This is a genomic window from Aureimonas frigidaquae, assembly GCF_001463905.1.
In the GTDB taxonomy this organism is placed as follows: domain Bacteria; phylum Pseudomonadota; class Alphaproteobacteria; order Rhizobiales; family Rhizobiaceae; genus Aureimonas; species Aureimonas frigidaquae.
This window is the reverse complement of record NZ_BBWR01000002.1, coordinates 170,999-194,854: the sequence shown is the minus strand read 5'-3', so window position 1 is coordinate 194,854 and position 23,856 is coordinate 170,999. Positions and strand designations below refer to the sequence as shown.

The window sequence follows — 23,856 nt, the reverse complement described above, 5'->3', positions numbered from 1 at the left end:
CTTACTGGATGCCGAGATCCTTGCGGACGGCCTCGTAGTCGCCACGGGTGGCGAGCTGGCCGCTGGTCAGAATGAGCTTCTCGGGCTCCTTCCCGTTCGCGATCCACTCATACATGTTGAGCGCAGTCTCGTAGCCATGGCGCTTGGGCGAAATGATCACCGTGCCGTAGAAGCCGGTGACGCTCGGCTTCTTGAACTCGTTGATGGCCGATTCCGCACCGCCAATGCCCACGCCAATGACGTTCGCGGCGGGGATGCCGACGCTTTCCGTCGCCCGTACCGCGCCCAGGACGGCCTCGTCGTTGAGCCCGACGGCCACCCAGTGTTCGATCTCGGGATGGGCGTTGATGACGGTCGTCGCGGCGTTCAGCGCGGCTTCCGTGTCGGTCTTGGCCTGCGGTGCATTGTAGATGTTGGCTGCAGGGAAGCCGTTCTGCTCCAGGACCGACGTCGCCCCGGTGACCCGGTCGACGGCGGTCGGCAGCTGGTCGTAGGAAACCTTGATCGCGCCGACCTCGGCCATGTCCCAGCCGCGCGCCTTGATCTCGTCGACGATGGCCTGGCCGACCGTCTCGCCGATCTTGGTGGCGGAGATGCCCATGTGCGGCACGTCCTCGATCGGCGCGCCCGCGCTGTCCACGAGACGGTCGTCGACGGTCATCAGCTTCAGGTCATTGGCCGTTGCCTTTGCGACGATGCCGGGTCCGAGCTTGACGTCGGGCGTGCAGATGATGAAGCCCTGCGCGCCTTGCGCACCCAGATTGTCGATCGCCGCCTGGACCTTCTCGCCATCCTCGGCGCCGATCTCGACGAGGGTGAAGCCTTTCTCCTTGGCGGCTTCTTGGGCGAATTTCCATTCGTCCTGGAACCAGGGTTCCTCCGGCTGCTTCACGACGAAGCCGATCTTGACGTCCTGCGCCCCGGCCGAGCCGACCGCGACCAGCAGGGCCGCGCTGGCAAGGATTGCCTGCTTCCAGAATTTCATGAGCTTCCTCCCGAATGGCTCGCGCCGATACTCTCCCATGGCGCATGACGGAACCTAAGCTCGGCTGGTCTGACGAGTCAATCGCAATGTATGACTTATTCGGAGTGTTGTCGGACTGGCCAAAATGGGTGAAGAGTGGCGGCCAAGACAGGAGCTATGCGCCCATGCCACTCGCCTCGACCGACATCAAACCGCACAAGGCGGGTCCGCGGCCACGTGTCGGGCGGGATTTCGTTGCGGCGCTCGCGCGCGCGATCGTGGAGGGGCGCTTTCCGGAAGGTTCGACATTGCCACGTGAGCAGGACCTCTGCGGCGAGTTCGCGATCAGCCGGACTGTCGTGCGCGAAGCCTTGAAGACGCTGGAATCGAAAGGCGTGGTGCGGGCCCGGGCCCGCGCCGGCACGATGGTCCGTCCGCGGGCTGAGTGGAACCTTCTCGACGCCGATCTTCTGGAGTGGATGGGCGACGCGGTCGTGGACGCCGAGCTTCTGGCCGCTGTTCTGGAAGCGCGACGGGCGGTGGAGCCCTTCGCGGCCGAACTTGCTGCCAGACGTGCGAGCCTGGCAGAGATCGCCGCGCTGCATGAGGCCTGGGTGATCATGCGCGACGCCGAGCCGCATGACGACGAAACCTTTACCGCCGCCGACGCCGAGTATCATCGCATCCTGTTGCGGGCGAGCGGCAACCGCGTTTTCGTGCAGCTGTCCGGCGTCATCGATGCGGCTCTGACGCGTGCGCTCGACCGCGCCAACCGCTCGGTGGAATCGCACCTCCACACGGTGGATGTGCACGGCCGCCTCGTCGAGGCACTGCGGATGCGGGACGGCGCCGCCGCCCGCCGCGCCTCGGAGGAGATGCTGGAAACGGCAGCGCGCGACCTCAGCCGCCTGCGCTGAGCTGCCTGTCCGGCCGCCGGCCTAATCCCGGTCGAAATCGGCCGGCAGTTCGCCGTAGCGGGCAAGGATGACCGGATCCTCCACAATTTCACCGGTGTCCGTATCGATCGTCTGCTGAAGCGCCACGACGCCGACGGTCCGCGTGGCATCCCGCTCGGCCCGCCCTTCGGCTTCCTCCGCCGTCTTGAACTCCATCAGCCGCCCGGCGATCAGACGCTTGCCCTTGCGTTCGAACTGCTGGACGATGAACAGCGTCTTTTCGGGCACGGGTTTCTCCGGTGGCTTGTTTCACGATCCGCGATCCGGCTCACCTAAGCGACCTGGTCGCCATTGCCAAGGCGGATGTATCTTCAATCATGGCGCAGTTAAACGTCGGCAGCAGCATGATGAGAGAGTTTGCGACAATGACGGATTTTCGCACGGGCACCTGGCTGAACGAACCGCGACAGGCCGAACGCACCGCGTCCGGCCTGTCCGTGGTGACGGATGCCGGCGGTGATTTCTGGCGCGAGACGCATTACGGCTTCACGCGGGACAGCGGCCATTTCCTCGGCTTCGAGACGGCCGACGGCTTCACTGCGCAGCTCCGCATCCGGGCGCAGTTCGAGCACCTCTACGACCAGGCGGGCATCATGGTGCGGATCGATGCGCGGCACTGGATCAAAGCCGGGCTCGAATATTCAGACGGCCATGCGCTCCTTGGCAGCGTGTTGACCGATGAGCGATCCGACTGGGCGGCAGGCCGTTTCGAAGGCGATCCGACGGATGTCTGGATGCGAGTCTCGCTGGCTGCCGGGGTCCTGCGCGTCCAGGCCTCCACGGACGGAACGCGCTGGCCGCTGGTGCGGCTATGCCCGTTCCCCGTGACCGAGCGGTACAGCGTCGGGCCCATCTGCTGCACGCCCGAACGCGGCGGGCTTTCCGTGCGCTTCTCCGACTTTACGTTGACGAAGCATCTGCGCAAGGACCTGCACGATCTGAGTTAGCCTGGCGCCCTGATCTCCACATCGATCGGCCCGCCGCGCGCCAATGTGTTGTAGATCGGGCAACGGCTCGTAAACGCCGCTACATAGAGTTCGGCCAGCGGGCGCTTCGTTTCCGCGAAGTCGAAAATCAGCGTTAGCGCGGCAAAGCGGGTGCCGTCTTGCGGATCGCGCAGGAACTGGGCTGTCAGTTCGACATCGGGTTTGGGCTCCTGCCGGTCATGTGCCGTCTCGTGAACGATGCCAAGACCGCAGGCCACGAGAGAGGCCAGGAGAAGCTCCCCGGCAAAAATGGCCTCGCCCGCGCCACCGTGGGACACGCGCCCGTCGGAGACGAAATGGTTCTGCCGAGCCGACAGCACGACACGGCCAAAACGGCGATCGGCATGGCCGCTGACGCGGCTTGCGATATCGGGATCGAGTTCAGTCATCGTTACGCTGCCTTTGCTTTCTTGCGTTCGGTCCGCCAGGAGCCAGCCGGCGGACGGGCAAGTCCCAGATGGTCGCGCAGCGTGCGGCCCGTATACTCCTTGCGGAACAGGCCGCGCCGCTGCAGTTCCGGCACCACCAGGCGGACGAAATCGTCGAAGGCGCCGGGCTGCCAATGCGCGGCGACCATGAAGCCATCGCAGGCGCCGGCCGCATGCCATTCCTGCATCCGGTCCGCGACGGCTTCGGGCGTTCCCACGAAATCGCCCTCATAGCGATTGGCATACATGCGGCCCACTTCACGAAGCGGCAGCGCGCCCTTGTCCGAGGCTTCGCGCATCTCGTCATAATGGCCGGTCACGCCCGGCACATTCAGTTGCGGCAGGGGCTCGTCCAGCGGATAGGCCGCCAGGTCGACATCGAGATGGTAGGAGAGGGTGGATAAGCCGGCTTCGGGCTCGATGCGCTCGGCAAGCACCTGCTTGCGCTCCCGGACGATCGCTTCCGTTTCTCCGACAAGCGGGGTGATACCGGGGAGGATCTTCAGGTCCTTCGGGTTGCGCCCATGGAGTTCGGCCCGGCGCTTCATCTCGGTCGAAAAGGCGATGGCACTGTCCAGCGAATAATGGGTGACGAAGATGACGTCGGACCAACGCGCCGCAAAGTCGCGGCCGCGCTCGGATGCCCCGGCCTGAATGAGGACCGGGTAGCCTTGCGGCGGACGCGGCACGTTGAGCGGGCCGTCGACACTGAACCATTCGCCCTCATGGCCGATCGGGTGAACCCGGGCGGGATCAGCGAAGAGCGGCGTCTGCCGGTCGGCGACGAGTGCGCCGTCCTCCCAACTGTCCCAGAGCTTGTGCGTGACTTCCAGGAACTCGTCCGCGCGGTCGTAGCGCCTGTCACGTGGAATGTGGGCCCCGCGTGAGAAGTTGCGGGCTTCCGCGTCCTGAAACGACGTCACGATGTTCCATGCCGCCCGGCCCGCGCTCAAGTGGTCGAGCGTCGCGATCCCCCGGGCGACATCGAACGGCTCGTAATAGGAGGTCGACTTGGTGGCGGCGAGGCCGAGATGGCGCGTTGCCGCCGCCATGGTCGCCAGAACCTGCAGGGGTTCCAGCCGCAGCGAACCGAGCGCGCCGTAGCGGAGCTGGCTGTCCATCGAAGCCTGGTAGCGGTTCGGAACCGCCAGGATATCGGCAAAGAAAGCCAGGTCGAAGCGCCCGCGCTCCAGCGTCTCGGCGATGCGCCTGTAATAATCGAGGTCGAGCCACCCATCCTCGGACTGCGGGTAGCGCCAGCCACCGGGCCGGCCTGGACCGGCAATGATGAAGGCGGCAAGATGCATCTCTTGTGCGGCATAGGTCGTCATGGCGTCAGCCTTTTGCTGCCAGGATTTCGGCCACCGATCCCCTCAGGGCATCGAACCGGGCATCCAGGAGGAAGGCGCTGACATCGACCGGCCGGGGCAGCACGCCATGCTTATGGAAGCTGTCGGCCAGAACCTGCGTCGCCTTGGCGGCCCGCTCGTCGACAGGGTGAAGGTCCACCGCCGTCGATTCGGAAACCCGCTTCTGCGTCAGGAGCGTCTCGAAGGCCTGTGCCTCGATGCTGCCGGCCGCAAAGCCGCCATTGGCGGCCCACAGCGCCACGGTGCCGGCAGGGTCGGCGTTGATCCGGCGCTGCACTTCGCGGACGGCCGCGGCAAGACGGATGGCGACGTCGGGATGGGCCTCGTAGAAACCCTCCCGCGCGACATAGAAGGCGTAGTCATAGGTCGGCACATGTTCCAGCCTGCGCACTTGGTCCCCCAGCCGTGCGAGCCCAATCGTTGCGGCGGGCTGCCAGTGAAACCAGGCATCGACTTCGCCCTGCGAGAAAGCGGTGAAACCGTCCGCGCCGGACAGGCTGACACCCTCGATCTCGTCGAAGCCGACGCCGCCGCTCTCCAGATACTTCAGTAGGCTGAAATGCCCCGTCGTCCCGCGCTGATAGGCGACGCGCTTTCCCTTGAGGTCGGCTGGCCCATCAATGCCGGAATCGGCCCGCACCAATCCGTCCACCGTATCGACGGGCAGGGGGAAGGCCGCAATGGGAACGATCGGCACGCCGACATCGATCGCGTTGACGACGGCGGTCGAGGTCGCAAAGGTGAAGTCCACATCGCCCGAGCGGATGGCTTCCATGACGGGGAGCGAGGCCGTGAAGCCGGGTTGCCAGCGTGCCGTCGCGCCGATGGCTTCTTCGAAACGGAAGCCGGTAATGTTAGCGCGCGCGGCCGCCCAGGGGCCGGTCCTGCCGTCGCCGATGATGGCGATGGTGACGTCCGGCCCGGCTTGCGCGCGCGCCGGCAATCCTAGGCTCAAGGCCGCAAAGGTGGAGGAGCCGTAGGCAAGCAGGCTCCGTCTGTCCAAGGTCAGCATGGGAATCTTCCTTTATATCGCTGTTGTTTCAGCTTGCGCGAGCATGGGCATGGCTGCTTCCCAGCGAGGGTGACGCTGTCTCATCGTCCTGCAGGAGACTGGCGACGAGTTCCTCCTTCAGAAGGGCCAGTTCGGCGTCGCCGCGTGGTCTTGGCCGCTGGCCGGGCGGCGTCAGGTCGCGGACGATACGCCCCTCGCGCATGACGATAACGCGGTCGGACAGAAGCAGCGCTTCTTCCACGTCGTGGGTCACCAGAAGAACGGTGCGCGGCGCCTGCGCCAGAAGCCTGGACAGAAGCTCCTGCATGGCGGCGCGGTTCAGTGCGTCCAGCGCCCCGAAGGGTTCATCCAGCAGGAGCACATCCGGACGGTGCAGCAGTGCGCGCGCCAGGGCGGCGCGCTGGCGCTGCCCACCGGACAGGACGGACGGATAGTCCTGCTCACGCCCGCCAAGACCGACCGCGCGCAGCAGCTCCGCCGCTTCGGCATCCTGCCCGTTGGTGCCGAGCGTGACGTTGCCGAGCACGGTGCGCCACGGCAGCAGCCGGTCTTCCTGGAACATCATGCGCACATCCGCACGGTCCGTCCCCGCGCTGAGGGTCATCGTCCCGCCGGCCTGCCTGTCCAGCCCCGCCACAATTTTAAGAAGGGTCGATTTGCCGACGCCGCTCGCCCCGATCAGCGATACGAAGGCGCCAGCGGGCACGTCCAGGCTGACATTCCTGAGGACGCGCTTGCCGGCAAAGCTGCGCTCGATATTCTGCAGCCGGATGGACGCGCCGCTCATCGTGCCTTCGCCCCGGCACCGTAGGATGGATGCCACTTCAGAAGGCGCGCTTCCAGGCGGCGTGTCAGAAGATCGGCGAGCCAACCGGCAAGAGCGTAAATTAGAATCGCCAGGACGATGACATCGAGGCGGAGCAGTTCCCGCGCATCCTGCACCAGGAAACCAAGCCCCTCGCGGGAGGCGATCGTTTCGGCGACGACGAGGGTGAGCCAGGCGACGCCCAGCCCGTAGCGAATTCCGGTCAGGATCTGCTGCAAAGCCCCCGGCAGGATCACCGACCAGACGAGCTGCGCCCGTGAAAGGCCGTAGCTGCGCCCCATCTCGACCAGACGGGGATCGACGCTGCGAATGCCGGCGACGGTGTTGATATAGACCGAAAAGACCACGCCGAGCGCCACTAGGAGAATGCGCGGCTCTTCCCCTATGCCGAACCAGAAGATCATCAGCGGCACCAGCGCGAGGTGCGGTACGGTGCGGACCATCTGGATCGTCAGGTCACCCAGTTGCCGGGCGGTCGTCGACAGGCCGACGACGATCCCGAGCGCCAACCCGACGGAGGCACCAAGCGCGAAACCAAGCGCCACCCGGCGCAGGCTGACTAGGATATGGTGCTGCAACTGCTCGCGCTCGATAAGCGCCCCGGCCACCTGCACCACCTCCAGTGGTCCCGGCAGGACGTTTCGGCTCAACTCACCCGTCGTCGACGCCCAGTGCCAGAGTAGGACCAGGCCGAGCGGAAGCAGCCAGGGCAGGAGGTGCCATCCGAACCGTCGCCAATCGATGCTTCGCGCAGGACGATCGTCACCGGTTCCCCGCAGGATGGCCTCGTTTTCCGCTTGCGTCATCGCCAACTGCGTCCTGCATTCTGAGACTGCTTGGCCCGAAAGGCGCGGCCGCCAGCCATCATTGCATTAAATTGATAGACTATTTGTAGATTGGCGAAAGCGCGCTGGCGTGGTGGCGCTTTGCTTAGTTTGAGACACGTGGAGAAGAAGATTTCTGCTCAGCGGCAGCCGGCGCAAACATGATGCGGAAGCTGCCCATGCGATGTCCAAGACACGAGGAATTCTGTGCGCTTGGAATCAGAGGCTCGCGCAGCGTTCGGATATCGCATGCCAAGGCATGAAACGCAAAAGGGGCGGATAGCCGCCCCTTTCGCTTATGCTCGTGATGAAGCCTCTGCCGCGGTGCGGCCCGTCAGATCAGGAGCAGCCGCTTGTCGAGCCGCAGGTGTCGCACTTCAGGCAGGTGCCGTTGCGGACCATGGTGAAGTTGTTGCACTCCGAGCAGCTTTCGCCCGTATAGCCCTTCATCAGTGCCTGTGCGCGGCGTTCGGCGGTGGTGACATTGGCGATGTCACGGGCCGTCGCGCCCTTTTCGACCGGCTGATCGAACAGGCCTTGGGCCGGCGACACATCCTCCACCGGAGCGGCGACGTCGAGCGGCGCCGTTTCGAAGTTGCGCTTGAAGGCCGTTGCCGCGCCGGCACCGCCTGCGCCCATCACGACACCGCGTGCAGCGGCTGTGGGCTGCTGGCCGCGCAGGGCCGTGGGCTGGACGCTTGTGGGGCGCGATGCGGGCGAGGCGGCCGAGCCCGCGGGTTCGCTGGAGGAGACAACCCGGAACTTCGCCGTGTTGCCGCGGACCATGCCATGCGACACGGGAAGGTTGGCCGGCTTGTCGCCCTCTACCCCGCGTCCGACCGTCGATGCGGTCGCATCCTCGGGCTGGACATGCGCCAGATCGTGGCGGCCTAGGTAAGAGACGGCGAGCTCGCGGAACACGTAGTCCAGGATGGACGTCGCATTCTTGATCAGCTCGTTGCCCTGGACCATGCCCGCCGGTTCGAAGCGCGTGAAGGTGAAGGCATCCACATATTCTTCCAGCGGCACGCCGAACTGCAGGCCAAGCGAAATGGCGATGGCGAAGTTGTTCATCATCGCACGGAAGGCGGCGCCTTCCTTGTGCATATCGATGAAGATTTCGCCCAGACGCCCGTCGTCGAACTCGCCGGTGCGCAGGTAGACCTTGTGTCCGCCGACGATGGCCTTCTGCGTGTAGCCCTTGCGGCGGTTCGGCAGCTTCTCGCGCTCGCGGATCACCCGCTCCACGATCCGCTCAACGATCCGCTCCGCAACCTCGGCGGCGCGGGCCGGCGCTGGCTTGGCCAGGAGCGCCTCGGTGGCCTCGGCCACCAGGTCGTCATCGTCCTCGTCATCGGCGATGAGAGAGGCGTTGAGCGGCTGCGACAGTTTGGAGCCGTCGCGGTAGAGCGCGTTGGCCTTCAAGGCGAGCTTCCAGGACAGCATGTAGGATGCGGCGCAATCCTCCACCGTCGCATCGTTCGGCATGTTGATGGTCTTGGAGATCGCACCCGAGATAAAGGGCTGCGCCGCCGCCATCATGCGGATGTGGCTTTCGACCGACAGAGCGCGCTTGCCGATGCGGCCGCACGGATTGGCGCAGTCGAAGACCGGCAGGTGCTCGTCCTTCAGGAAGGGCGCGCCCTCGAGCGTCATCGCCCCACAGATGTGGATGTTGGCAGCATCGATATCCTTGCGCGAATAGCCGAGGAAGGGCAGCAGCTCGAAGCTGAAATCGTTGAGCTGCTCGTCGCTGATGCCGAGCACGTCGCGGCAGAAATCTTCGCCCAGCGTCCACTTGTTGAAGGCGAACTTGATGTCGAACGCGCTTTTGAGCGCGGCATTGACGGCAGCGACCTGTTCATCGCCAAAGCCCTTGGCCTTCAGGCTGCCCGGGTTGATGGCGGGCGCCTGGTCCAGATTGCCGTGGCCCACGGCATAGGCTTCGATCTCGGCAATCTCGCTTTCGCGGTAGCCCAGCGTGCGCAGCGCGTCGGGCACGGCACGGTTGATGATCTTGAAATAGCCGCCGCCGGCGAGCTTCTTGAACTTCACCAGCGCGAAATCCGGCTCGATGCCCGTCGTGTCGCAATCCATCACGAGGCCGATCGTGCCGGTCGGCGCGATGACCGAAACCTGCGCATTGCGGAAGCCGTTCTTCTGCCCCAGCTCCAGCGCCTCGTTCCAGACGGCCTTGGCGCGGGCGGACAGCTTGCGGTCCTTCAAGGATGCGTGGTCCAGCGGGACCGGATCGATCGACAGGCCCTCATAGCCGTTGGCAATGCCCTGTGCGGCGCGGGTGTGGTTGCGGATGACGCGCAGCATGCCATCGGCATTGCGCTCATAATCCGGGAAGGCGCCGAGCACGCCGGCCATTTCTGCGGAGGTGCGGTAGGACTGACCCGTCATGATGGCGCTGATGGCCGCGCAGATGGCGCGCCCCTCGGTCGAGGAGTAGGGAATGCCCGCCGTCATCAGAAGGCCACCGATATTGGCAAAGCCAAGGCCGAGCGTGCGGTAGTCATAGGAACGCTGGGCAATCTCCCGAGAGGGGAACTGCGCCATCGTCACCGAGATTTCCAGGACGATCGTCCAGAGCCGCGTGGCGTGTTCGAAGCTCTCGATATCGAACTGGCCCTTGGCGTTGCGGAACTGGATCAGGTTCAGCGAAGCGAGATTGCAGGCCGTATCGTCCAGGAACATGTATTCCGAGCACGGGTTCGAGGCCCGGATCTCGCCCGCGGCGGCACAGGTGTGCCAGTCGTTGATGGTCGTGTGGTACTGGATGCCGGGATCGGCCGAGGCCCAGGCCGCGTAGCTGATCTGGTCCCAAAGCTCCTGCGCCTTGACCGTCTTGGTCACCTTGCCGGTGATGCGCGCCTTCAGGCTCCACTCGCCATCATCCTCCACGGCGCGCAGGAACTCGTCCGTCACGCGGACGGAGTTGTTGGAGTTCTGGCCCGACACGGTCAGATAGGCTTCCGAATCCCAATCCGTGTTGTAGACCGGGAACTCGATGTCGGTGAAACCCTGCCGCGCGAACTGGATGACGCGCTTGATGTAGTTTTCCGGCACCTGGGCCTTCTTGGCATCGCGCACCGCGCGCTTCAGCGCCGGGTTGCGCATCGGCTCGAAGCAGTCGCCCTCTGGCCCCTCGCAATTGACGCATGCCGACAGGATGGCCTTCAGGTGGCGCGAGACGATCTTCGACCCGGTGACGAGCGCCGCGACTTTCTCTTCCTCGCGCACCTTCCACTGGATGTAGGCTTCGATATCGGGATGGTCGATATCGACGACGACCATCTTGGCCGCCCGGCGCGTGGTGCCGCCCGACTTGATGGCGCCCGCCGCACGGTCGCCGATCTTCAAAAAGCTCATCAGGCCGGATGACTTGCCACCGCCGGACAGGCGCTCGCCTTCGCCGCGCAGCGCCGAGAAGTTGCTGCCCGTGCCCGAACCGTATTTGAACAGGCGCGCCTCGCGGACCCACAGGTCCATGATGCCGCCTTCGTTCACCAGATCGTCGTCCACCGACTGGATGAAGCAGGCATGCGGCTGCGGGTGCTCATAGGAGGAGGCGGAGCGGGTCAGCTCGCCCGTCCGGTAGTCGACATAGAAATGGCCCTGGCCGGGACCGTCGATCCCATAGGCCCAGTGCAGGCCCGTGTTGAACCATTGCGGAGAGTTGGGCGCGACCTTCTGGGTGGCGAGCATGAAGGCCAGCTCGTCGCGGAAGGCGAGGGCGTCTTCTTCCGACGCGAAGTAGCCCCCCTTCCAGCCCCAATAGGTCCAGGTGCCGGCCAGCCGGTCGAAGACCTGGCGCGCATCCATTTCCGAACCACGACGCTCCTCCTCCGGAAGAGCGGCCAGGGCATCCTCGTCGGCCGCCGAGCGCCAGAGCCAGGAGGGAACGTCGTTCTCTTCGACCTTGCGGAGCGTCTTGGGCACGCCGGCCTTGCGGAAATACTTCTGCGCCAGGATGTCGCTCGCGACCTGGCTGAACTGCGCGGGAACGTCGATTCCCTCCAGCCGGAAGACGACGGACCCGTCAGGGTTGCGGATCTCGCTCGTGGCCTTGCGGAACTCGACATCCGCATAGGGGCTCTGGCCCGCCTTGGTGTAGCGGCGCTCGATCTTCATGCCCATCCTTCGATCCTTTCCGGCAACGTCTGGCTGGTTCCACACTGCAGGGCCCATCCGGGCCGCCTTGCAGTACCCCAACCATGAACGGCTTTGATTAACTAAACCTTGTGCCGCGTGCGGCGCAGATTTCTATATATAGTGGTTACCGCTGATCCGTGGCAGGAGGCAAGGCGTATTTTGGCCACATCGACGCCAGTTTTGCCGATCCCTTGCGGCCTGAAAGGGCAAGCTATCGCCGTCCCCGGCAGGCGGCAATCGGTCCTTCGACCCCGTCCTCAAAAGTCTGAGTTTCTCAGCCACTGGCTTGTGGATAACGGGCAAACCCATCATAGCCACTTGCCATGACAGCTCTGTGGACAGTTGCACACCAAGCCAACTATCCACTCATGCGAGGGATATGCTGGAGGCAAGCGTCATGAAGTGCATCGGCCTGATCGGCGGAATGAGCTGGGAAAGCACGGCCCAATACTACCGAATCATCAACCAGGACGTGCGTCAGCGCCTGGGCGGCGTGCATTCGGCCCGCAGCCTGATGTGGTCCATGGACTTCGGGGAGATCGAGAAGCTGCAGCATGAAGGGGCGTGGGAGGCGCTGGCCGACCAGCTCGTCGAATCGGCCGTGGCGCTGGAGCGGGGCGGGGCCGACTTTGTCCTGATCTGCACCAACACCATGCACCGGCTGGCCGACGAGGTCACGGCGGCGATTCGCATTCCGCTACTGCACATCGCCGACCCAACGGGAGAGGCGATCCGCGCGCAAGGCATTCGGAAGGTCGGCCTTCTGGGAACGGCCTTCACGATGGAGCAGGCCTTCTACAAGGGCCGGCTCGCAGAACGGCACGGGCTCGACGTGATCGTGCCGGACGCGGACGACCGCGCCCGCGTGCACGAGATCATCTACACCGAACTCGTGGCGGGCATCGTGCGCCCGCAATCACGCCAGGCTTACGCGCAGATCATGGCGCGCCTGGCGGACCGCGGCGCGCAGGCCATCATTCTGGGCTGCACGGAGATCATGCTCCTGGTGCAGCCGGGCGATACGCCGCTGCCGCTCTTCGATACCACGACGCTTCACGCAACAGCCGCCGTCGACTGGGCGCTGTCGGGCACGGCGGATGGGGCGAAGATCGTCTCGAAATAGGCGCGCAGCCCGGGCTCACCCAGCCCGTCGGCGCACCACCCCAGATAGCCATCCGGCCGCACCAGCCACACGCCCGCGCCATAGGCCGCGGCGAATGAACCTTCCGCATCGACGATCTGCAGGAGGTCCGGGCCGCTCTCGACCGCTTGTGCGCCCGCCGGCAGGATGACGACCGCGCCAAGGCGGCCGCCGGCGGCAGCCCGCAGTGTTTCGACATCGCCGGCAAGAGCTTCCGGCGTGGTGGCCGCATCCGGGCCCGGCTGGATCAGGAGCGTGTGCTGCGTGTCGCTGAGAAGTTCGAAGAGGTGGAGCGGAAAGCCGAGGCCGCGCCGTCGCAATCCGTTCGCGTCCGGCGCACGATCGCCTGCGCCGAGCCGGTCTTCCTGCAAGGGCGCATTGCCGTGCATGACGATGGGGCTCTCCCGGTACTGGACGCGGATCTGTGCGTCCACCAGCGGGTCCGGCTTGTGGCCGCCCTCGCGGCCATAGCCCTCGCTCGCGGCGCGTGTGCGCGCCACGACATCCGCGCCGACCGGGCGGCGCTCCGCCTCGTAACTGTCCAGGAGTGCCGGTGCCGCACGGCCGGTGACGGCAGCGGCAAGCTTCCATGCCAGGTTGAAGGCGTCCTGTATGCCGGTGTTCATGCCCTGGCCGCCGGTGGGCGGATGGATATGGGCGGCGTCTCCGGCCAGGAAGAGCCGGCCTTGCCGGTACCGGGACGCCAGCCGCATGCTGATCTTGAAGATGGATGACCACCGCAGATCCGACAGAGGCGGCTTGCCGGGCAGAAGGTCATCGGCAATGGCCTGCAAATCCTGAAGGCTCGGCCCTTTCATCTCGGCCTGGATGCCGTGGTCCGATCCGCCGGAGCCGACCAAAGCCTCCGGCGCCATCATGGACACGCGGTAGCGGCCCCGCTCCGGCAGCGGGATGGCAATGAACATGTCCGGCGGCGCATCCTCGTGCAGGCGCAGCGCCCGCAACGCGTGGCCGTAGGGAAGATCCCAGTCGATCCGCACATCGCCCAGCATGAAAGGCCAAGGGAAGGCATCGCCCTCGAAACCGATGCCCGCAAGCTTGCGCACGGCGCTGTGTGCGCCGTCACAGCCGACCACATAGGAGAAGCGCGCAGCGCCGCCCTGCGGCCCATCGAGGACAGCGTCGACGCCATCTGAATCCTGGTTCAGCGCAGTCAGCGTCAGGCCGCGCTCGACGCGCACGCCATGCGCTTCCAGATGGGATGTCAGAATGCGTTCCGTTTCATATTGTGGAAGGCCGAGTTCGGCATAGGGCAGGCCGAGGTTGGGCGCCAGGCGATCCTGTGCCGGATAGCCCTGGACGACGGAGCGCATGCCCGTCAGCCACAGGCCGGCATCGACCATGTCACGGGCAAAGCCCATGGCCTCCGCAACTTCCAGCGTGCGGGGCGTGATGCCGATGGCCCGGCAGTAGGGCAGCGGCTCGACCAGCCTGTCGATAATGCGGCAGGCGACGCCATGCCGCGCAAGACCAAGCGCGAGCGAAAGGCCAACAGGCCCCGCCCCGACCACGAGAATATCCCCCGCCATCACACTCCTCACAATCCGGAGTTGCATCCCCGGCATGATTGAACCGTGAGTTCCGGCGTTGCAAGCACCGGCGGACGATGAAGGCTCAATGTTTGGGCGTGCCGTCCTCGTCCTCCGGGCGGTCCTGCATGACACTGCGCATGGCGGGCTGCTGGGGCCGCTCCTGCCAGCCCTGCGCATGGGGCACGTCCGGGGCAATCATCGCTGCGGTCAGGAACAGGGTCGCCCCCATGAAGCGGCGCATGTCGCCGCCCAGATGAATGCGTCCCACGGCCCGGCACAGGCGCAGCGGAAGGCGGGAAAAGCGCAGGATCCGGTCCAGGCTGACAAGGACATCCGAGCCGACCTGCCGCCGATAGGCCCAGAAGGCGCGGCGCACGGCCCGCGACGATCGGGTCAGCGCCGTGAGCTGGAAGAACATCAGCCACACATCGCGTGCCTGCGCATCCGCAAGCGGCATGACCGCCTCCGGTTCCTCCTCGAAGTCGAAGAAGACGATCTCGTTGCCGTCGAGCGCCATGTCACGCGGGTGGGGCCGGCCATGGCACAGGCCGGCGGCATGCAGCCTGCCGAGTTCCGCAGCCAGGAGGACGACGAGCCGCTCGTTCAGCGCGATGTCGTCGGCCGCATCGGCCATCCGCAGGCGGTCGAGAATCGTCGGCCCCACATCGAGCGTGACGAGCGTCGTGCCATACACCAGAACAAGCGGGGGGATCTTGAAGCCATTGTCCTGAAACGCGGCGCGCTTGTGCAGTTCCCGCTCCAGAAGCCCCTGTCCGTCAACGAGCCGAGAGGCACGCCAGCTTGCAACGGGCATGAGGCGCGACAGCGCCGCATGCAGGCGCTGCCCGAAGCCGGGCGGCTCGACACCGAGCCGCTTGATCCAGACGACACGCCCGCTATCGACATGCCGCTCGATCCTGGGACCGGGTGCAGCGGCACGTTGCTCGAGTGTCATCGGCCCGTTCTGCGGCGGAGTGGACATAGCCGATACAGCCTGCGTCGTTCCCATGTCATGGAACTGTAACAGAGAGCAGGCGAACAACCTGTAGTTGTTCTGTCACACTGTATTCGAGAGAAGGGGTTTCGAGCGAGCCCGCAAGTGCCCTGGACGCGCAGGAGCCCAGCGATTGCGGGCGCGGGCCTTGCAGTCACGATTGCATGACCGCGGGTGCAGCATGTCGGGATGGGCCGGAGCCCATCCCGTTCTTCGGGTCCTGCTTACTGGGCGGGGGTCGTCGTGCCACCGGTGCCCGTGGTGCCAGTTCCTGTAGTGCCAGTGCCCGTCGTCCCCGTACCGGTGGTTCCGGTCGTTCCGCCCATCGTGCCGGTATCGGTGCCGGTGGCCGGCGGCGTGGTCGCCGTTCCGGCGGGCGGCGTGGTCTCCGTCGCGTTCTCGTTCTTGTTGCAGGCGGCAAGACCGAGTGTCGAAACCAGAGCGGTGGCCACAAGTGCAGTGCGAAGTCGGCGCATTTCCATCTCCATCAGGTTTGTCCCTTATGGCGACGGTACTTGGGAGGATCAATTGTGACGTCAAGAACACAATTGGAACGCGCACATACATGCTAAGCTGGCGAGCCAATTTGCATGGCATGACCGCCGCCCCATAAAGTATTGCGCCGCCAGCAACTTGCGGCGCCCACCCTCAGGCGAAGGTGCGGGGAACCAGCCGGATCATCCACAGTCGAAAGAAAATGCTGCGGGCCCCCTGGAAGACGAGCAGGGACAGCCATAGGCCATGATTGCCGAGCGCCGGCGTGGCGAAGCTCTCAACGGCAATGTAGATGCCGAGCGACAGGAGCATCATGTTGCGCATTTCCCGCGACCAGGTGGCGCCGATGAAGATTCCGTCCATCTGGAAGGCGATCACGCCCGACAGGGGCAGGGCGACGGCCCAGGGCAGGAAGGCGAGGGCCGCCGCTTCGACCGAAGGCGTCGGCGCCATCAGGTCTATGACCATCGGCCCGGTGCTCAAAATGGCGAGCGCCATGACCACCGCGAAGCCGACGCCCCAGATCGTCGTCAGCCGCACCGTCCGCTCGAAGGCGGCGCGGTCACGGGCCCCGACAGAGCGGCCCGCCAATTGCTCGGCGGCGGCAGCGACGCCATCCAGAAAGGACACGGCCAGGAAATAGTAGCGCAACAGAATGGTGTTCGCGGCCAGAATGTCGGTTCCGAACTGGGCGCTTTCCCGCGTGAAGAAGGAAATGCCGACCAGAAGCGCCACCGAGCGCACGAGCATGTCCGCATTGACGCTGAAGAGACGCTTCACGCGGCTCAGATCCTTCAGGCGGTGAAGCTGCCAGGAACCGCGTTCGCAGCGGCTGAGAACAAGACCCACCGCCGCCAGCGATGTCAGCGCCTCGGCGATCAGCGAGGCCCAGGCCGCTCCGGCAACGCCCTGGTCCGCCACCAGCACCAGCCAGACGGCGAGCCCGATGCCGAGCCCGTTCAGGAGCGTTTGCAGAAGGAGCGCCGCCACGGCCTCTCCCCGGCCGAGGATCCAGCCGAAGACGACGTAGTTGAACAGGACGAAGGGCGCCGACCAGACACGAATGGCGAAATAGGTGATCGCCGCCTCGGCGACAGCGCCATCGGCGTTCAGAAGCGAAAGTCCGAGCCTGCCGATGGGTGCGTGGAAGGCCAGGATCAGGAGCCCGATCGCCAGCGCGATCGCCATGCCGCCGGCGAGCATCGACTGCTCCTCGGCGCGGTCCTGCGCGCCGACCGCCTGGGCCGTGAAGCCGGTCGTGGCGCCCCGCAGGAAGTTGCAGGATACGAAGACCACATCGAAGATGACCGCCGCCAGCGCCACCCCGCCGACCAGCGCGGCATCACCCAGCTGCCCCACCACGCCCGTCGACACAAGCCCGACCAGGGGCGTCGACAGATGGGTCAGCATCATCGGAATGGCGATGGAAAGAACGGACCCGTTCGTCACGTGGAACGGGCGGGTGGCCGAACTGCCCCCCGCCGCATCACCTGTGTCAGGCAGCGTGCCGGTCGTCACCCTTCGATCGCTTCGCCCAGCGTGTGCATAAGGCGGTTGGCCCAGCCGAAAATCGCCACCGCGTGGATGAGATCGAGGATCTCCAGATCCGACAGGCCGACCGCGTGCAGGCGCTCCGTGTCGGACCTGTCCAGGCTATGCGGCGCGCGCGTCAGCTTGATGGAATAGTCGACGATGGCCTGCTCGCGCTCCGGCAGGCGCGCGGCGTCCTTGTCGGCATAGAGCGCTTCTACCACCTCGCGCTGATCCGTTTCGGCAATATAGCGCGTGGCGTGGACATAGGCGCAGTAGATGCAATGGTTCATGACCGATGCCGAAAGGGACCCGAGCTCCCGCTCGCCGCGCGACAATCCGCCCTTGGCATACATGATGTCGTTGAAGAGGGGCGTGCGCTCCCGCAGCATCTCTGCATCATGGGCCAGCACGAGCACGTAATCGGAAATCTTGCGATTGGACGGCGTCACCTTCAACGCGTCGCGCTGCGCTTCGCTTGCCTCGTCCAGCCTGACTGGCTCGACATAGGGCTGCCAGCCAACCGGATCGAGCGTGAAGTCCTTCAAAGCCTGCGCCATGTCAGTTCCCCTTAAACGCACGAAGACCGGCCGCAACGCGCAACTGGTAATTCACGAAGGCGATCAGCCCGGTCAAGGATACGATGGAACGGGTCGACAGGCCGGCCGCCTGCAGCCGGGACACGTCCTCCCGGGTCGCCGCTTCGGGGGTCAGGGTCAGCTTGTCGGCGCGCTCGGCCATCGCGGCAAGCTGCGCATCAGCCGGGCTGTGAGCCGGATCGGCGAGGGCGCGGATCGCCTCCGGCGCATCGCCGATCATGCCGTCATAGAGCGCCGCCGCCGCCGCATCCTGCGTCAGCCGGGACATGCGTGCGGCAAGCGCGGCGCGCAGGGCAGGCGGCAGATCGCCCGCATCCTGCGGCAAGAGGCTCGCGGCAAAGCTCGTCTGGCTGAGGCGCAATATCTCCTCCCGCTCTCCGCGCAGGTCGAACAGGTCCGACCCTTCGGCGATCCCGGCGATCCGGTCGATTGCATCTTCCATCACTTCATCCTCATTGCGGGTCCCTCGCGGGCGTCAGGCGCTGCGCGCTGTGGCCTGCGCGTCGGCATCGGTCCATTCGTCGCCCGTCAGTTCTGGCTTCTCATAGGCCAGGAGCGCCTGCCAGTGCGCGTCGACATCGTCCTTAAACAAGGCCGCCGACAGGCCCCGGACCAGCCATTGCGCCCCTTCGCTGATGGCCGGGATATCGCCCGAAACCTTGCCGAGGCTCAAGGACGCGGCAAAGTTGAAGCAGTGGATGCGGGCAAGATAGGGCGCCGCACCCGGTTGGCGCTCCGTGAAGGAGAAATCCTCCACCAGCCAGGGATAGGCCGCCAGGGCCTCGTCGGCCTCGTCCGGCGGGGGCGTGTAGCGATCTTTCCAGAGGGCGATTTCATCTGCCATCTCAAGGATTTCCGGGCGGGCTCTTACATCGACGGTGAAGCCGGTTCCGAGGATCATGTAGTCCGCATGGAAGGTTCGGCCCGACCGGGTCGTCAGGACGATCTCGCCATCGGCGGCGCGGGCCTCTGCGATGCCTGCGGAAAAGTGGAAATAGGCGTTCGGGTGGCGGCTGACGCGCCGGGTCGAGTTGCTGGGGGCCGGCGTCTGCTGCCGGTTCGCATAGGCCATGATGCGCCAGCGCCATTCTGGCGCCATGGCCGCAAAGCCTGCGGTCAGCCCATAGGAGCCGACGCCCATGAGCTTGTTGACGGTGGGCATGACCGGCCGGCGCGCCAGAAGGCGCACCTCGCGCGCGCCGGCTTCCAGTGCGGCGGCCGCATTGTCGACGGCCGATGCGCCGACACCGATGACGATGACGCGCTTGCCCCTCAGCGCGTCGAAATCGATCCTATCGGACGAATGGGCCCAGCGGTCGCGCGGCAGGCGCCTGGCGAATTCCGGGATGGTCGGCCGGCCGAGCCCTTCGCGGCCACCGGCCATGACCACCCGCCGTGTCAGCACCCCGGGCCGGCTGCCATGGGCGATCTCCAGCTCGAAGAGCCCGTCGGGCCGGGGGATAACGCGGGTCACGTCCATGCCGTTCTGCACCGGCAGGTTCAGCGCCTTGCGGTACCAGTTGAGGTAATCCATCCACATGGGCCGCGGAATGCGGAACAGGGCATCCCAGGCCGCATCGCCGTGATTGGCCCTGTACCAGGCCTGGAAGGTGAGCGAGGGCATGCCATAGGCCGGCCCCAGCAATTGCTTGGGCGAGCGCAGGGTTTCCATCCGCGCATAGGTGACCCAGGGGCCTTCCTGCCCCGCCGGCGCCCGATCGAGTATGCGGATGTTGGACAGGCCCGCGCGCAGCATGGCGAAGCCGGCCACGAGGCCGCACATTCCGGCGCCGATCACCACCACGTCACTGACCGGCCTGTCGTCTCCTTGCGCCCGGCGCGGCGGGACCCAGTTGGCCGGTGGGTAGTTCAGGAGAGCCAGATCCTCGGCCAGACGCGCTTCCAGACCCGCCAGCCGCGCATCAGCGTCCGGCAGGCGCGGCGGGGCGGCGGTGAGCGGGTCGGTCATGACGGGGCTCCCGCCGGCAGGACCACGGCATCCTCGGCCGAGAAGCCGACCCAGACCGGGCCGTTGGCCAGTTCCGTCGCACCGGACGCATCGGCGACGACATCCAGCACGGCCCCGTCTTCCAGCGCCACGGATACGAGGGAATGACTGCCCTTGAAGATGCGTTCGCGCACGGTGGCGCGATAGGCGTTGTCCAGCGACGGCGCGGCGGCGGACAGGGTGATCGCTTCCGGACGAATGGCGATTTCCGCCGCCTTGCCTGCGCCTGCCGGCGTGGCGCAGGCGCGTGCAACGACCCGCCGCGGCCCCCAGTCCAGGACGATCCGCGCGCCATCCGTTCCGGCGATCCGGCCGGACAGGATGTTGGTATCGCCGATGAAGTTGGCGACGAAGCGCGTTTCCGGGTTGCGGTACAAGGCTTCCGGCGCGCCCATCTGCTCGATCCGCCCCTTGTTCATCACCACGATCAGGTCCGACATGGTCAACGCCTCTTCCTGGTCGTGCGTGACGAAGAGGAAGGATTTGCCGGTCCGCTTCTGAATGCTCTTCAGCTCCACCTGCATCTGGTGGCGCAGCTTGGCGTCCAGCGCGGACAAGGGTTCGTCGAGGAGTAGCACTTCAGGATCGGGCGCGAGTGCCCGGATGAGGGCGACGCGCTGGCGCTGCCCGCCGGACAGTTCGGTCGGCATGCGCTCGGCAAAGGGGCCAAGTTCGACGAGGTCGAGCAGCTCGCGCACGCGCCGCTCGATGGCGTCCGATGCCATGCCCTTCAGTTCCAGCCCGAAGGCGATGTTCTGGCGCACATTCATGTGCGGGAAAAGGGCGTAGTCCTGGAAGACGATGTTGACGTTGCGCCGATTGGGCGGAACGCGCGTCACGTCACGTCCGCCGAGCATGATCCGCCCATGATCGGGAATCTCGAAACCGCCCAGCATGCGCAGCGTGGTGGATTTTCCGCAGCCCGAAGGCCCCAGCAGCGTGACGAACTGCCCGGGCTCGATCGACAGGTTCAGCCTGTCGACCGCCGTGGCGCCGCCATAGATCTTCGTGACGTCGATGAACTCGGCAACCTTGGTCATTAACGGCTCCTCGCCCGGCGGGTCGCATATTCGGCGTAAAGGCCGATCACGGCCGTCGCGACAAGGATCAGCGTCGCCATGGCGTTGATTTCAGGGCTCATGCCGCCTTGCAGCTTGGCGAACATGAGCATGGGAATGGTGGTTCGATAGCCGCCCAGGAAGAAGGTCCGCACGAAATCATCGATGGACAGAAGCGCGGCGAAGATCATGCCGCCGTAAATGGCCGGCTTGAGATAGGGCAGCGTGATCCGCCAGAAGGCGACGAAGGCATCGGCGCCGAGATCACGGGCCGCATCCACCAGATTGGCCGGCATGGTGCGCAGCCGGGTCAGCGCCATGATCATCACGAAGGGCACGGCGTGGATGCTGTGTCCCAGGATGATCGCCGCCGTGCCGGTCGGCATGTCGATCGTCGCCACGAAGATGCGGATGGAAATGGCCGAGATCATGCCCGGAACCACCGCCGGCAGGCAGGCGATGGCGAAGATCCCGGCGCGGAACCAGATATTCTCGGCCGAAACCAGCATGGCGATCCAGACGCCGACCACGGTGGACACCAGCGTCACCGCCGCGGCGATCAGGATCGAATACCAGAGCGCGGACAGGAACTGCTGATCCTGGACCACCTGCGCATACCAGGCCAGCGTCGTATCCCCGATGGGGAAGGAGATGAAATTCGCGTCCTTGAAGCTCAGCGCCGTCATCAGGAGAAGCGGGCCGAGGAGGTACAGGACGAAGATCCAGTAGGCGGCGGAGAGGGCCAGTCGTGGCCCGTCTGCGAGGCGTCCCATCACATGAACCTTACGTTGCGGCGACCGACGATCGCCATGAACATGCCGGCAATGCCGAGCGACAGGACCAGCATCACCACCGACATGGCGGCGCCGACCGGCCACCTGTCACTGGCGCCATGGAAGAAGGATGCGATCGTCTCCGGGAACAATCCGGTGGAAGGGCCGCCCAGAAGGATCGGCGTTGCGAAGACACCGATCGTCGTCAGAAAGACGAGCGAGCAGCCCGACACGATTCCATCGCGCGACAGGGGCAGGACGATTCGGCGGAATCGTGTGAAAGGCCCGGCGCCAAGGTCCGCGGCGGCGTGCAAAAGAGGCGTCGGGATCTTCTCCAGGGCCGAATAGAGCGGCAGCAGCATATAGAGGCAGACCAGGTAGACGATGCCGAAGGACAGCGAATAGTAATTGTAGAGCATGGGGATGGGCCGGGTGATCAGCTCCAGCTCCCGCAAAGCGAAATTGACGGCCCCGCGATTGGCCAGAAGCATGATCACCGAATAGGTGCGGATGATCTCACCCGCCCAGAAGGGGATCAGCAGCAGGAGCAGCGCGCGCGTGCGGTTTTCGGGCCGGACGATCTTGGCGATGTAGTAGGCCACCGGATAGACCACGAGGAGCGTGACCGCCGTCACGGCAAAGGCGAACAGGACCGAGCGGATCAGCGGCGTGAAGTAGAGCGGCTCCGCAAAGAAGACGCGGAAATTGTCGAGTGTGAGCGCCGAACCGCCCTCGTGGACGATGGGGTACTGGCTCATCAGGCTGATGCGCACGAGCTGGAACACCGGCCCGAGGTCGAACACGATCAACCAGATGGCCGGCACGCTGAACAGGAGAGCGAGCCGCCCGGTACGGCTGTCGAACAGGCGTCCGAACGTGTTGCGATAGGTCGGGGAGGCGACGAGCCGGCCCCAGGAACCAGCGTAGCGCGCATTTGCGCGAGCCGGCGCCCCCGAGGGGGGAGCGCCGCTCAACTTTTCGGGAGTCGTCACCGGATCAGGCCGCCTTGATCTCGGCAACGGCCCTGTCGATCATCTCGTTCTTCATGTCGCGGTTGATGGACGAGAAGAAGGTGATCCGCTCCACCTGTTCCGGCGGCAGCACGGACGCCGCGCGCTCGCGCTCGTCGAGGATCTGATCCACCCCGGCAAAAGTGGAGCTGAAGCCCGATTGCCGGGTCATCGCGGCGCCCACTTCGGGCGAAGCGGCGACCGCCTCCAGGAACTTGTAGGCATTGTCGGCATTGGCCGCGTTGTTGACCACGTTGAACGTGTAGACAAAGCCGTAGGTGCCTTCTTTCGGCACCGACTGGGCGATCGGATGGCCTTCCATGATCAGCTTGGAGATCGGCCCGGACCATGCCTGCGCCACGTAGATGTCTTCGTTGATGAACATCTGCTGCACCTCGGACCCGGCGTCGTAATAGCGGCGCACCTTGTCCTTGTTGGCGATGAGGAAGTCACGCGCCTTGTTGGTCGCCTCCTGGGCTTCCTGCGGCTTGTCGACATAGGTCACGTAATCGCCGTCGAACCCCATGTACTTCATGGTGATGGAGAGGAAGTCGCTGACGATGTAGGACGTCGCCTGCTTGTTGGCATCGTCGAACATGACGCTCCAGCTGTCCACATCCTCGACATAGTCGGTGTTGCGCGCCAGGCATTCGAAGCCGGCCAGGATGGGCAGGCCCCAGATCGAGTTGTCGATCCGCAGCCACGGCGCATCCTGGTAGGAGGGGATCAGCTTGTTCCAGCTGGCGATCCGGCCCGTATCGATCGGCGCCAGAAGGTTCGAGTTCAGGAACTGCGAATAGCGGTGCCCGACCACCGTGACGATGTCGGTCGTCGGGTTGGCGCCCTCGGCGGCCAGGAGGTTGTACTGCTTGCCCTGATCGTCCGTCAGCCGGATCTGCACGTTGATGCCGGTTTCCTGCTGGAAGCGCTGCAGGAAATCCTCCGGGATGAACTTGTCGTACGTGGTGATGTTCAACGTGTTCGACTGCGCCCAGGACGGGCGGGGGCGGATGATGTACGGCGTCGCAAGGAGCCCGACGGCCCCACCCATGAGTTTCAGGGTCGAGCGTCTGCTAGGCCGGTCGAAGCTCATTACATTATCTCCTGGTTGAAGTGCGATGGACCATGGGTGACGGTTTTCGCGCGGGCTGTCGGAAACGACCGTTCC

General features: G+C 65.4%; 22 protein-coding genes. 3 read left to right on the top strand and 19 right to left on the bottom strand.

The window, feature by feature from the left end; genetic code table 11:
- Nucleotide 1 precedes the first annotated feature (1 nt).
- A complete protein-coding gene (locus AUL30_RS00970) occupies nt 2-985 on the bottom strand; it encodes an arabinose ABC transporter substrate-binding protein (RefSeq protein ID WP_062225886.1) in 984 nt (327 codons plus the stop codon).
- Between the two features lie 164 nt (nt 986-1,149).
- Between AUL30_RS00970 and AUL30_RS00965 the strand changes: the two genes are divergently transcribed.
- Entirely contained in the window at nt 1,150-1,881 is a 732-nt protein-coding gene (locus AUL30_RS00965; protein WP_062225884.1) for a FadR/GntR family transcriptional regulator, read from the top strand.
- Between the two features lie 21 nt (nt 1,882-1,902).
- Here the strand turns inward: AUL30_RS00965 and AUL30_RS00960 are convergent, their stop codons facing one another.
- A complete protein-coding gene (locus tag AUL30_RS00960; RefSeq protein ID WP_062225882.1) occupies nt 1,903-2,148 on the bottom strand; it encodes a hypothetical protein in 246 nt (81 codons plus the stop codon).
- Nucleotides 2,149-2,285: 137 nt separating this feature from the next.
- Here AUL30_RS00960 and AUL30_RS00955 point away from each other — a divergent pair, with 137 nt between their 5' ends.
- Nucleotides 2,286-2,867, top strand: coding sequence for a DUF1349 domain-containing protein (locus AUL30_RS00955; protein ID WP_083507589.1), 582 nt, complete (start codon nt 2,286-2,288; stop codon nt 2,865-2,867).
- Here AUL30_RS00955 and AUL30_RS00950 read toward each other — a convergent pair.
- The 6 genes from AUL30_RS00950 to AUL30_RS00925 all read right to left on the bottom strand — a co-directional run bounded on the left by AUL30_RS00950 (nt 2,864) and on the right by AUL30_RS00925 (nt 11,506).
- Nucleotides 2,864-3,295: an OsmC family protein gene (locus AUL30_RS00950; RefSeq protein ID WP_062225878.1), complete on the bottom strand. Its 432-nt coding sequence runs from the start codon at nt 3,293-3,295 to the stop codon at nt 2,864-2,866. The two genes, AUL30_RS00955 and AUL30_RS00950, sit on opposite strands and share 4 nt — an antisense overlap.
- Nucleotides 3,296-3,297: 2 nt before the next feature.
- Entirely contained in the window at nt 3,298-4,665 is a 1,368-nt protein-coding gene (locus AUL30_RS00945) for an LLM class flavin-dependent oxidoreductase (RefSeq protein WP_244490667.1), read from the bottom strand.
- Between the two features lie 4 nt (nt 4,666-4,669).
- On the bottom strand, nt 4,670-5,716 hold the full coding sequence (locus AUL30_RS00940; RefSeq protein WP_062225877.1) for an ABC transporter substrate-binding protein: 1,047 nt from the start codon (nt 5,714-5,716) through the stop codon (nt 4,670-4,672).
- Nucleotides 5,717-5,744: 28 nt separating this feature from the next.
- Nucleotides 5,745-6,503: an ABC transporter ATP-binding protein gene (locus AUL30_RS00935; protein WP_062225875.1), complete on the bottom strand. Its 759-nt coding sequence runs from the start codon at nt 6,501-6,503 to the stop codon at nt 5,745-5,747.
- Nucleotides 6,500-7,348 (bottom strand): ABC transporter permease, encoded by an 849-nt coding sequence (locus AUL30_RS00930; RefSeq protein ID WP_083507588.1) that lies wholly within the window; start codon nt 7,346-7,348, stop codon nt 6,500-6,502. Before AUL30_RS00930 ends, AUL30_RS00935 begins: the two co-directional genes overlap by 4 nt.
- Before the next feature lie 357 nt (nt 7,349-7,705).
- Nucleotides 7,706-11,506: a vitamin B12-dependent ribonucleotide reductase gene (locus AUL30_RS00925; RefSeq protein ID WP_062226483.1), complete on the bottom strand. Its 3,801-nt coding sequence runs from the start codon at nt 11,504-11,506 to the stop codon at nt 7,706-7,708.
- 418 nt (nt 11,507-11,924) lie between these two features.
- On the opposite strand from AUL30_RS00925, the gene AUL30_RS00920 reads away from it, so the two are divergent.
- On the top strand, nt 11,925-12,650 hold the full coding sequence (locus AUL30_RS00920; protein ID WP_062226482.1) for an aspartate/glutamate racemase family protein: 726 nt from the start codon (nt 11,925-11,927) through the stop codon (nt 12,648-12,650).
- Here the strand turns inward: AUL30_RS00920 and AUL30_RS00915 are convergent.
- The 11 genes from AUL30_RS00915 to AUL30_RS00865 all read right to left on the bottom strand — a co-directional run bounded on the left by AUL30_RS00915 (nt 12,581) and on the right by AUL30_RS00865 (nt 23,781).
- The gene (locus AUL30_RS00915) at nt 12,581-14,218 is read right to left on the bottom strand and encodes an FAD-dependent monooxygenase (RefSeq protein ID WP_062225873.1); all 1,638 of its coding nucleotides are present in this window, start codon (nt 14,216-14,218) and stop codon (nt 12,581-12,583) included. The genes AUL30_RS00920 and AUL30_RS00915 overlap by 70 nt on opposite strands.
- Before the next feature lie 85 nt (nt 14,219-14,303).
- Entirely contained in the window at nt 14,304-15,176 is an 873-nt protein-coding gene (locus AUL30_RS00910) for a BUD32 family EKC/KEOPS complex subunit (RefSeq protein ID WP_157069799.1), read from the bottom strand.
- 263 nt (nt 15,177-15,439) lie between these two features.
- Entirely contained in the window at nt 15,440-15,691 is a 252-nt protein-coding gene (locus AUL30_RS00905) for a hypothetical protein (protein WP_157069797.1), read from the bottom strand.
- Nucleotides 15,692-15,863: 172 nt separating this feature from the next.
- On the bottom strand, nt 15,864-17,228 hold the full coding sequence (locus tag AUL30_RS00900; protein ID WP_244490666.1) for an MATE family efflux transporter: 1,365 nt from the start codon (nt 17,226-17,228) through the stop codon (nt 15,864-15,866).
- Complete coding sequence (locus tag AUL30_RS00895) at nt 17,225-17,800, bottom strand: peroxidase-related enzyme (protein ID WP_062225867.1); 576 nt, start codon at nt 17,798-17,800, stop codon at nt 17,225-17,227. Before AUL30_RS00895 ends, AUL30_RS00900 begins: the two co-directional genes overlap by 4 nt.
- 1 nt (nt 17,801) lies before the next feature.
- A complete protein-coding gene (locus AUL30_RS00890; RefSeq protein ID WP_062225866.1) occupies nt 17,802-18,281 on the bottom strand; it encodes a CMD domain-containing protein in 480 nt (159 codons plus the stop codon).
- Nucleotides 18,282-18,314: 33 nt separating this feature from the next.
- A complete protein-coding gene (locus tag AUL30_RS00885; protein ID WP_062225862.1) occupies nt 18,315-19,808 on the bottom strand; it encodes an NAD(P)-binding domain-containing protein in 1,494 nt (497 codons plus the stop codon).
- Complete coding sequence (locus AUL30_RS00880) at nt 19,805-20,887, bottom strand: ABC transporter ATP-binding protein (RefSeq protein WP_062225854.1); 1,083 nt, start codon at nt 20,885-20,887, stop codon at nt 19,805-19,807. Before AUL30_RS00880 ends, AUL30_RS00885 begins: the two co-directional genes overlap by 4 nt.
- On the bottom strand, nt 20,887-21,678 hold the full coding sequence (locus AUL30_RS00875) for an ABC transporter permease (protein WP_062225852.1): 792 nt from the start codon (nt 21,676-21,678) through the stop codon (nt 20,887-20,889). Before AUL30_RS00875 ends, AUL30_RS00880 begins: the two co-directional genes overlap by 1 nt.
- Nucleotides 21,678-22,652: an ABC transporter permease gene (locus tag AUL30_RS00870; protein WP_062225850.1), complete on the bottom strand. Its 975-nt coding sequence runs from the start codon at nt 22,650-22,652 to the stop codon at nt 21,678-21,680. The genes AUL30_RS00875 and AUL30_RS00870 overlap by 1 nt, the downstream gene beginning before the upstream one ends.
- A 22-nt stretch (nt 22,653-22,674) precedes the next feature.
- Nucleotides 22,675-23,781 (bottom strand): extracellular solute-binding protein, encoded by a 1,107-nt coding sequence (locus tag AUL30_RS00865; RefSeq protein WP_062225848.1) that lies wholly within the window; start codon nt 23,779-23,781, stop codon nt 22,675-22,677.
- Nucleotides 23,782-23,856: the final 75 nt, after the last annotated feature.

Coding starts and splice junctions, on each gene's coding strand:
- AUL30_RS00955 (WP_083507589.1), top strand. CDS start 2,286: ATGACGGATTTTCGCACGGGCACCTGGCTGAACGAACCGCGACAGGCC.
- AUL30_RS00930 (WP_083507588.1), bottom strand. CDS start 7,348: ATGACGCAAGCGGAAAACGAGGCCATCCTGCGGGGAACCGGTGACGAT.
- AUL30_RS00875 (WP_062225852.1), bottom strand. CDS start 21,678: ATGGGACGCCTCGCAGACGGGCCACGACTGGCCCTCTCCGCCGCCTAC.
- AUL30_RS00905 (WP_157069797.1), bottom strand. CDS start 15,691: ATGCGCCGACTTCGCACTGCACTTGTGGCCACCGCTCTGGTTTCGACA.
- AUL30_RS00965 (WP_062225884.1), top strand. CDS start 1,150: ATGCCACTCGCCTCGACCGACATCAAACCGCACAAGGCGGGTCCGCGG.
- AUL30_RS00910 (WP_157069799.1), bottom strand. CDS start 15,176: ATGACACTCGAGCAACGTGCCGCTGCACCCGGTCCCAGGATCGAGCGG.
- AUL30_RS00915 (WP_062225873.1), bottom strand. CDS start 14,218: ATGGCGGGGGATATTCTCGTGGTCGGGGCGGGGCCTGTTGGCCTTTCG.
- AUL30_RS00890 (WP_062225866.1), bottom strand. CDS start 18,281: ATGGAAGATGCAATCGACCGGATCGCCGGGATCGCCGAAGGGTCGGAC.
- AUL30_RS00865 (WP_062225848.1), bottom strand. CDS start 23,781: ATGAGCTTCGACCGGCCTAGCAGACGCTCGACCCTGAAACTCATGGGT.
- AUL30_RS00880 (WP_062225854.1), bottom strand. CDS start 20,887: ATGACCAAGGTTGCCGAGTTCATCGACGTCACGAAGATCTATGGCGGC.
- AUL30_RS00940 (WP_062225877.1), bottom strand. CDS start 5,716: ATGCTGACCTTGGACAGACGGAGCCTGCTTGCCTACGGCTCCTCCACC.
- AUL30_RS00935 (WP_062225875.1), bottom strand. CDS start 6,503: ATGAGCGGCGCGTCCATCCGGCTGCAGAATATCGAGCGCAGCTTTGCC.
- AUL30_RS00885 (WP_062225862.1), bottom strand. CDS start 19,808: ATGACCGACCCGCTCACCGCCGCCCCGCCGCGCCTGCCGGACGCTGAT.
- AUL30_RS00925 (WP_062226483.1), bottom strand. CDS start 11,506: ATGAAGATCGAGCGCCGCTACACCAAGGCGGGCCAGAGCCCCTATGCG.
- AUL30_RS00950 (WP_062225878.1), bottom strand. CDS start 3,295: ATGACTGAACTCGATCCCGATATCGCAAGCCGCGTCAGCGGCCATGCC.
- AUL30_RS00970 (WP_062225886.1), bottom strand. CDS start 985: ATGAAATTCTGGAAGCAGGCAATCCTTGCCAGCGCGGCCCTGCTGGTC.
- AUL30_RS00895 (WP_062225867.1), bottom strand. CDS start 17,800: ATGGCGCAGGCTTTGAAGGACTTCACGCTCGATCCGGTTGGCTGGCAG.
- AUL30_RS00920 (WP_062226482.1), top strand. CDS start 11,925: ATGAAGTGCATCGGCCTGATCGGCGGAATGAGCTGGGAAAGCACGGCC.
- AUL30_RS00945 (WP_244490667.1), bottom strand. CDS start 4,665: ATGACGACCTATGCCGCACAAGAGATGCATCTTGCCGCCTTCATCATT.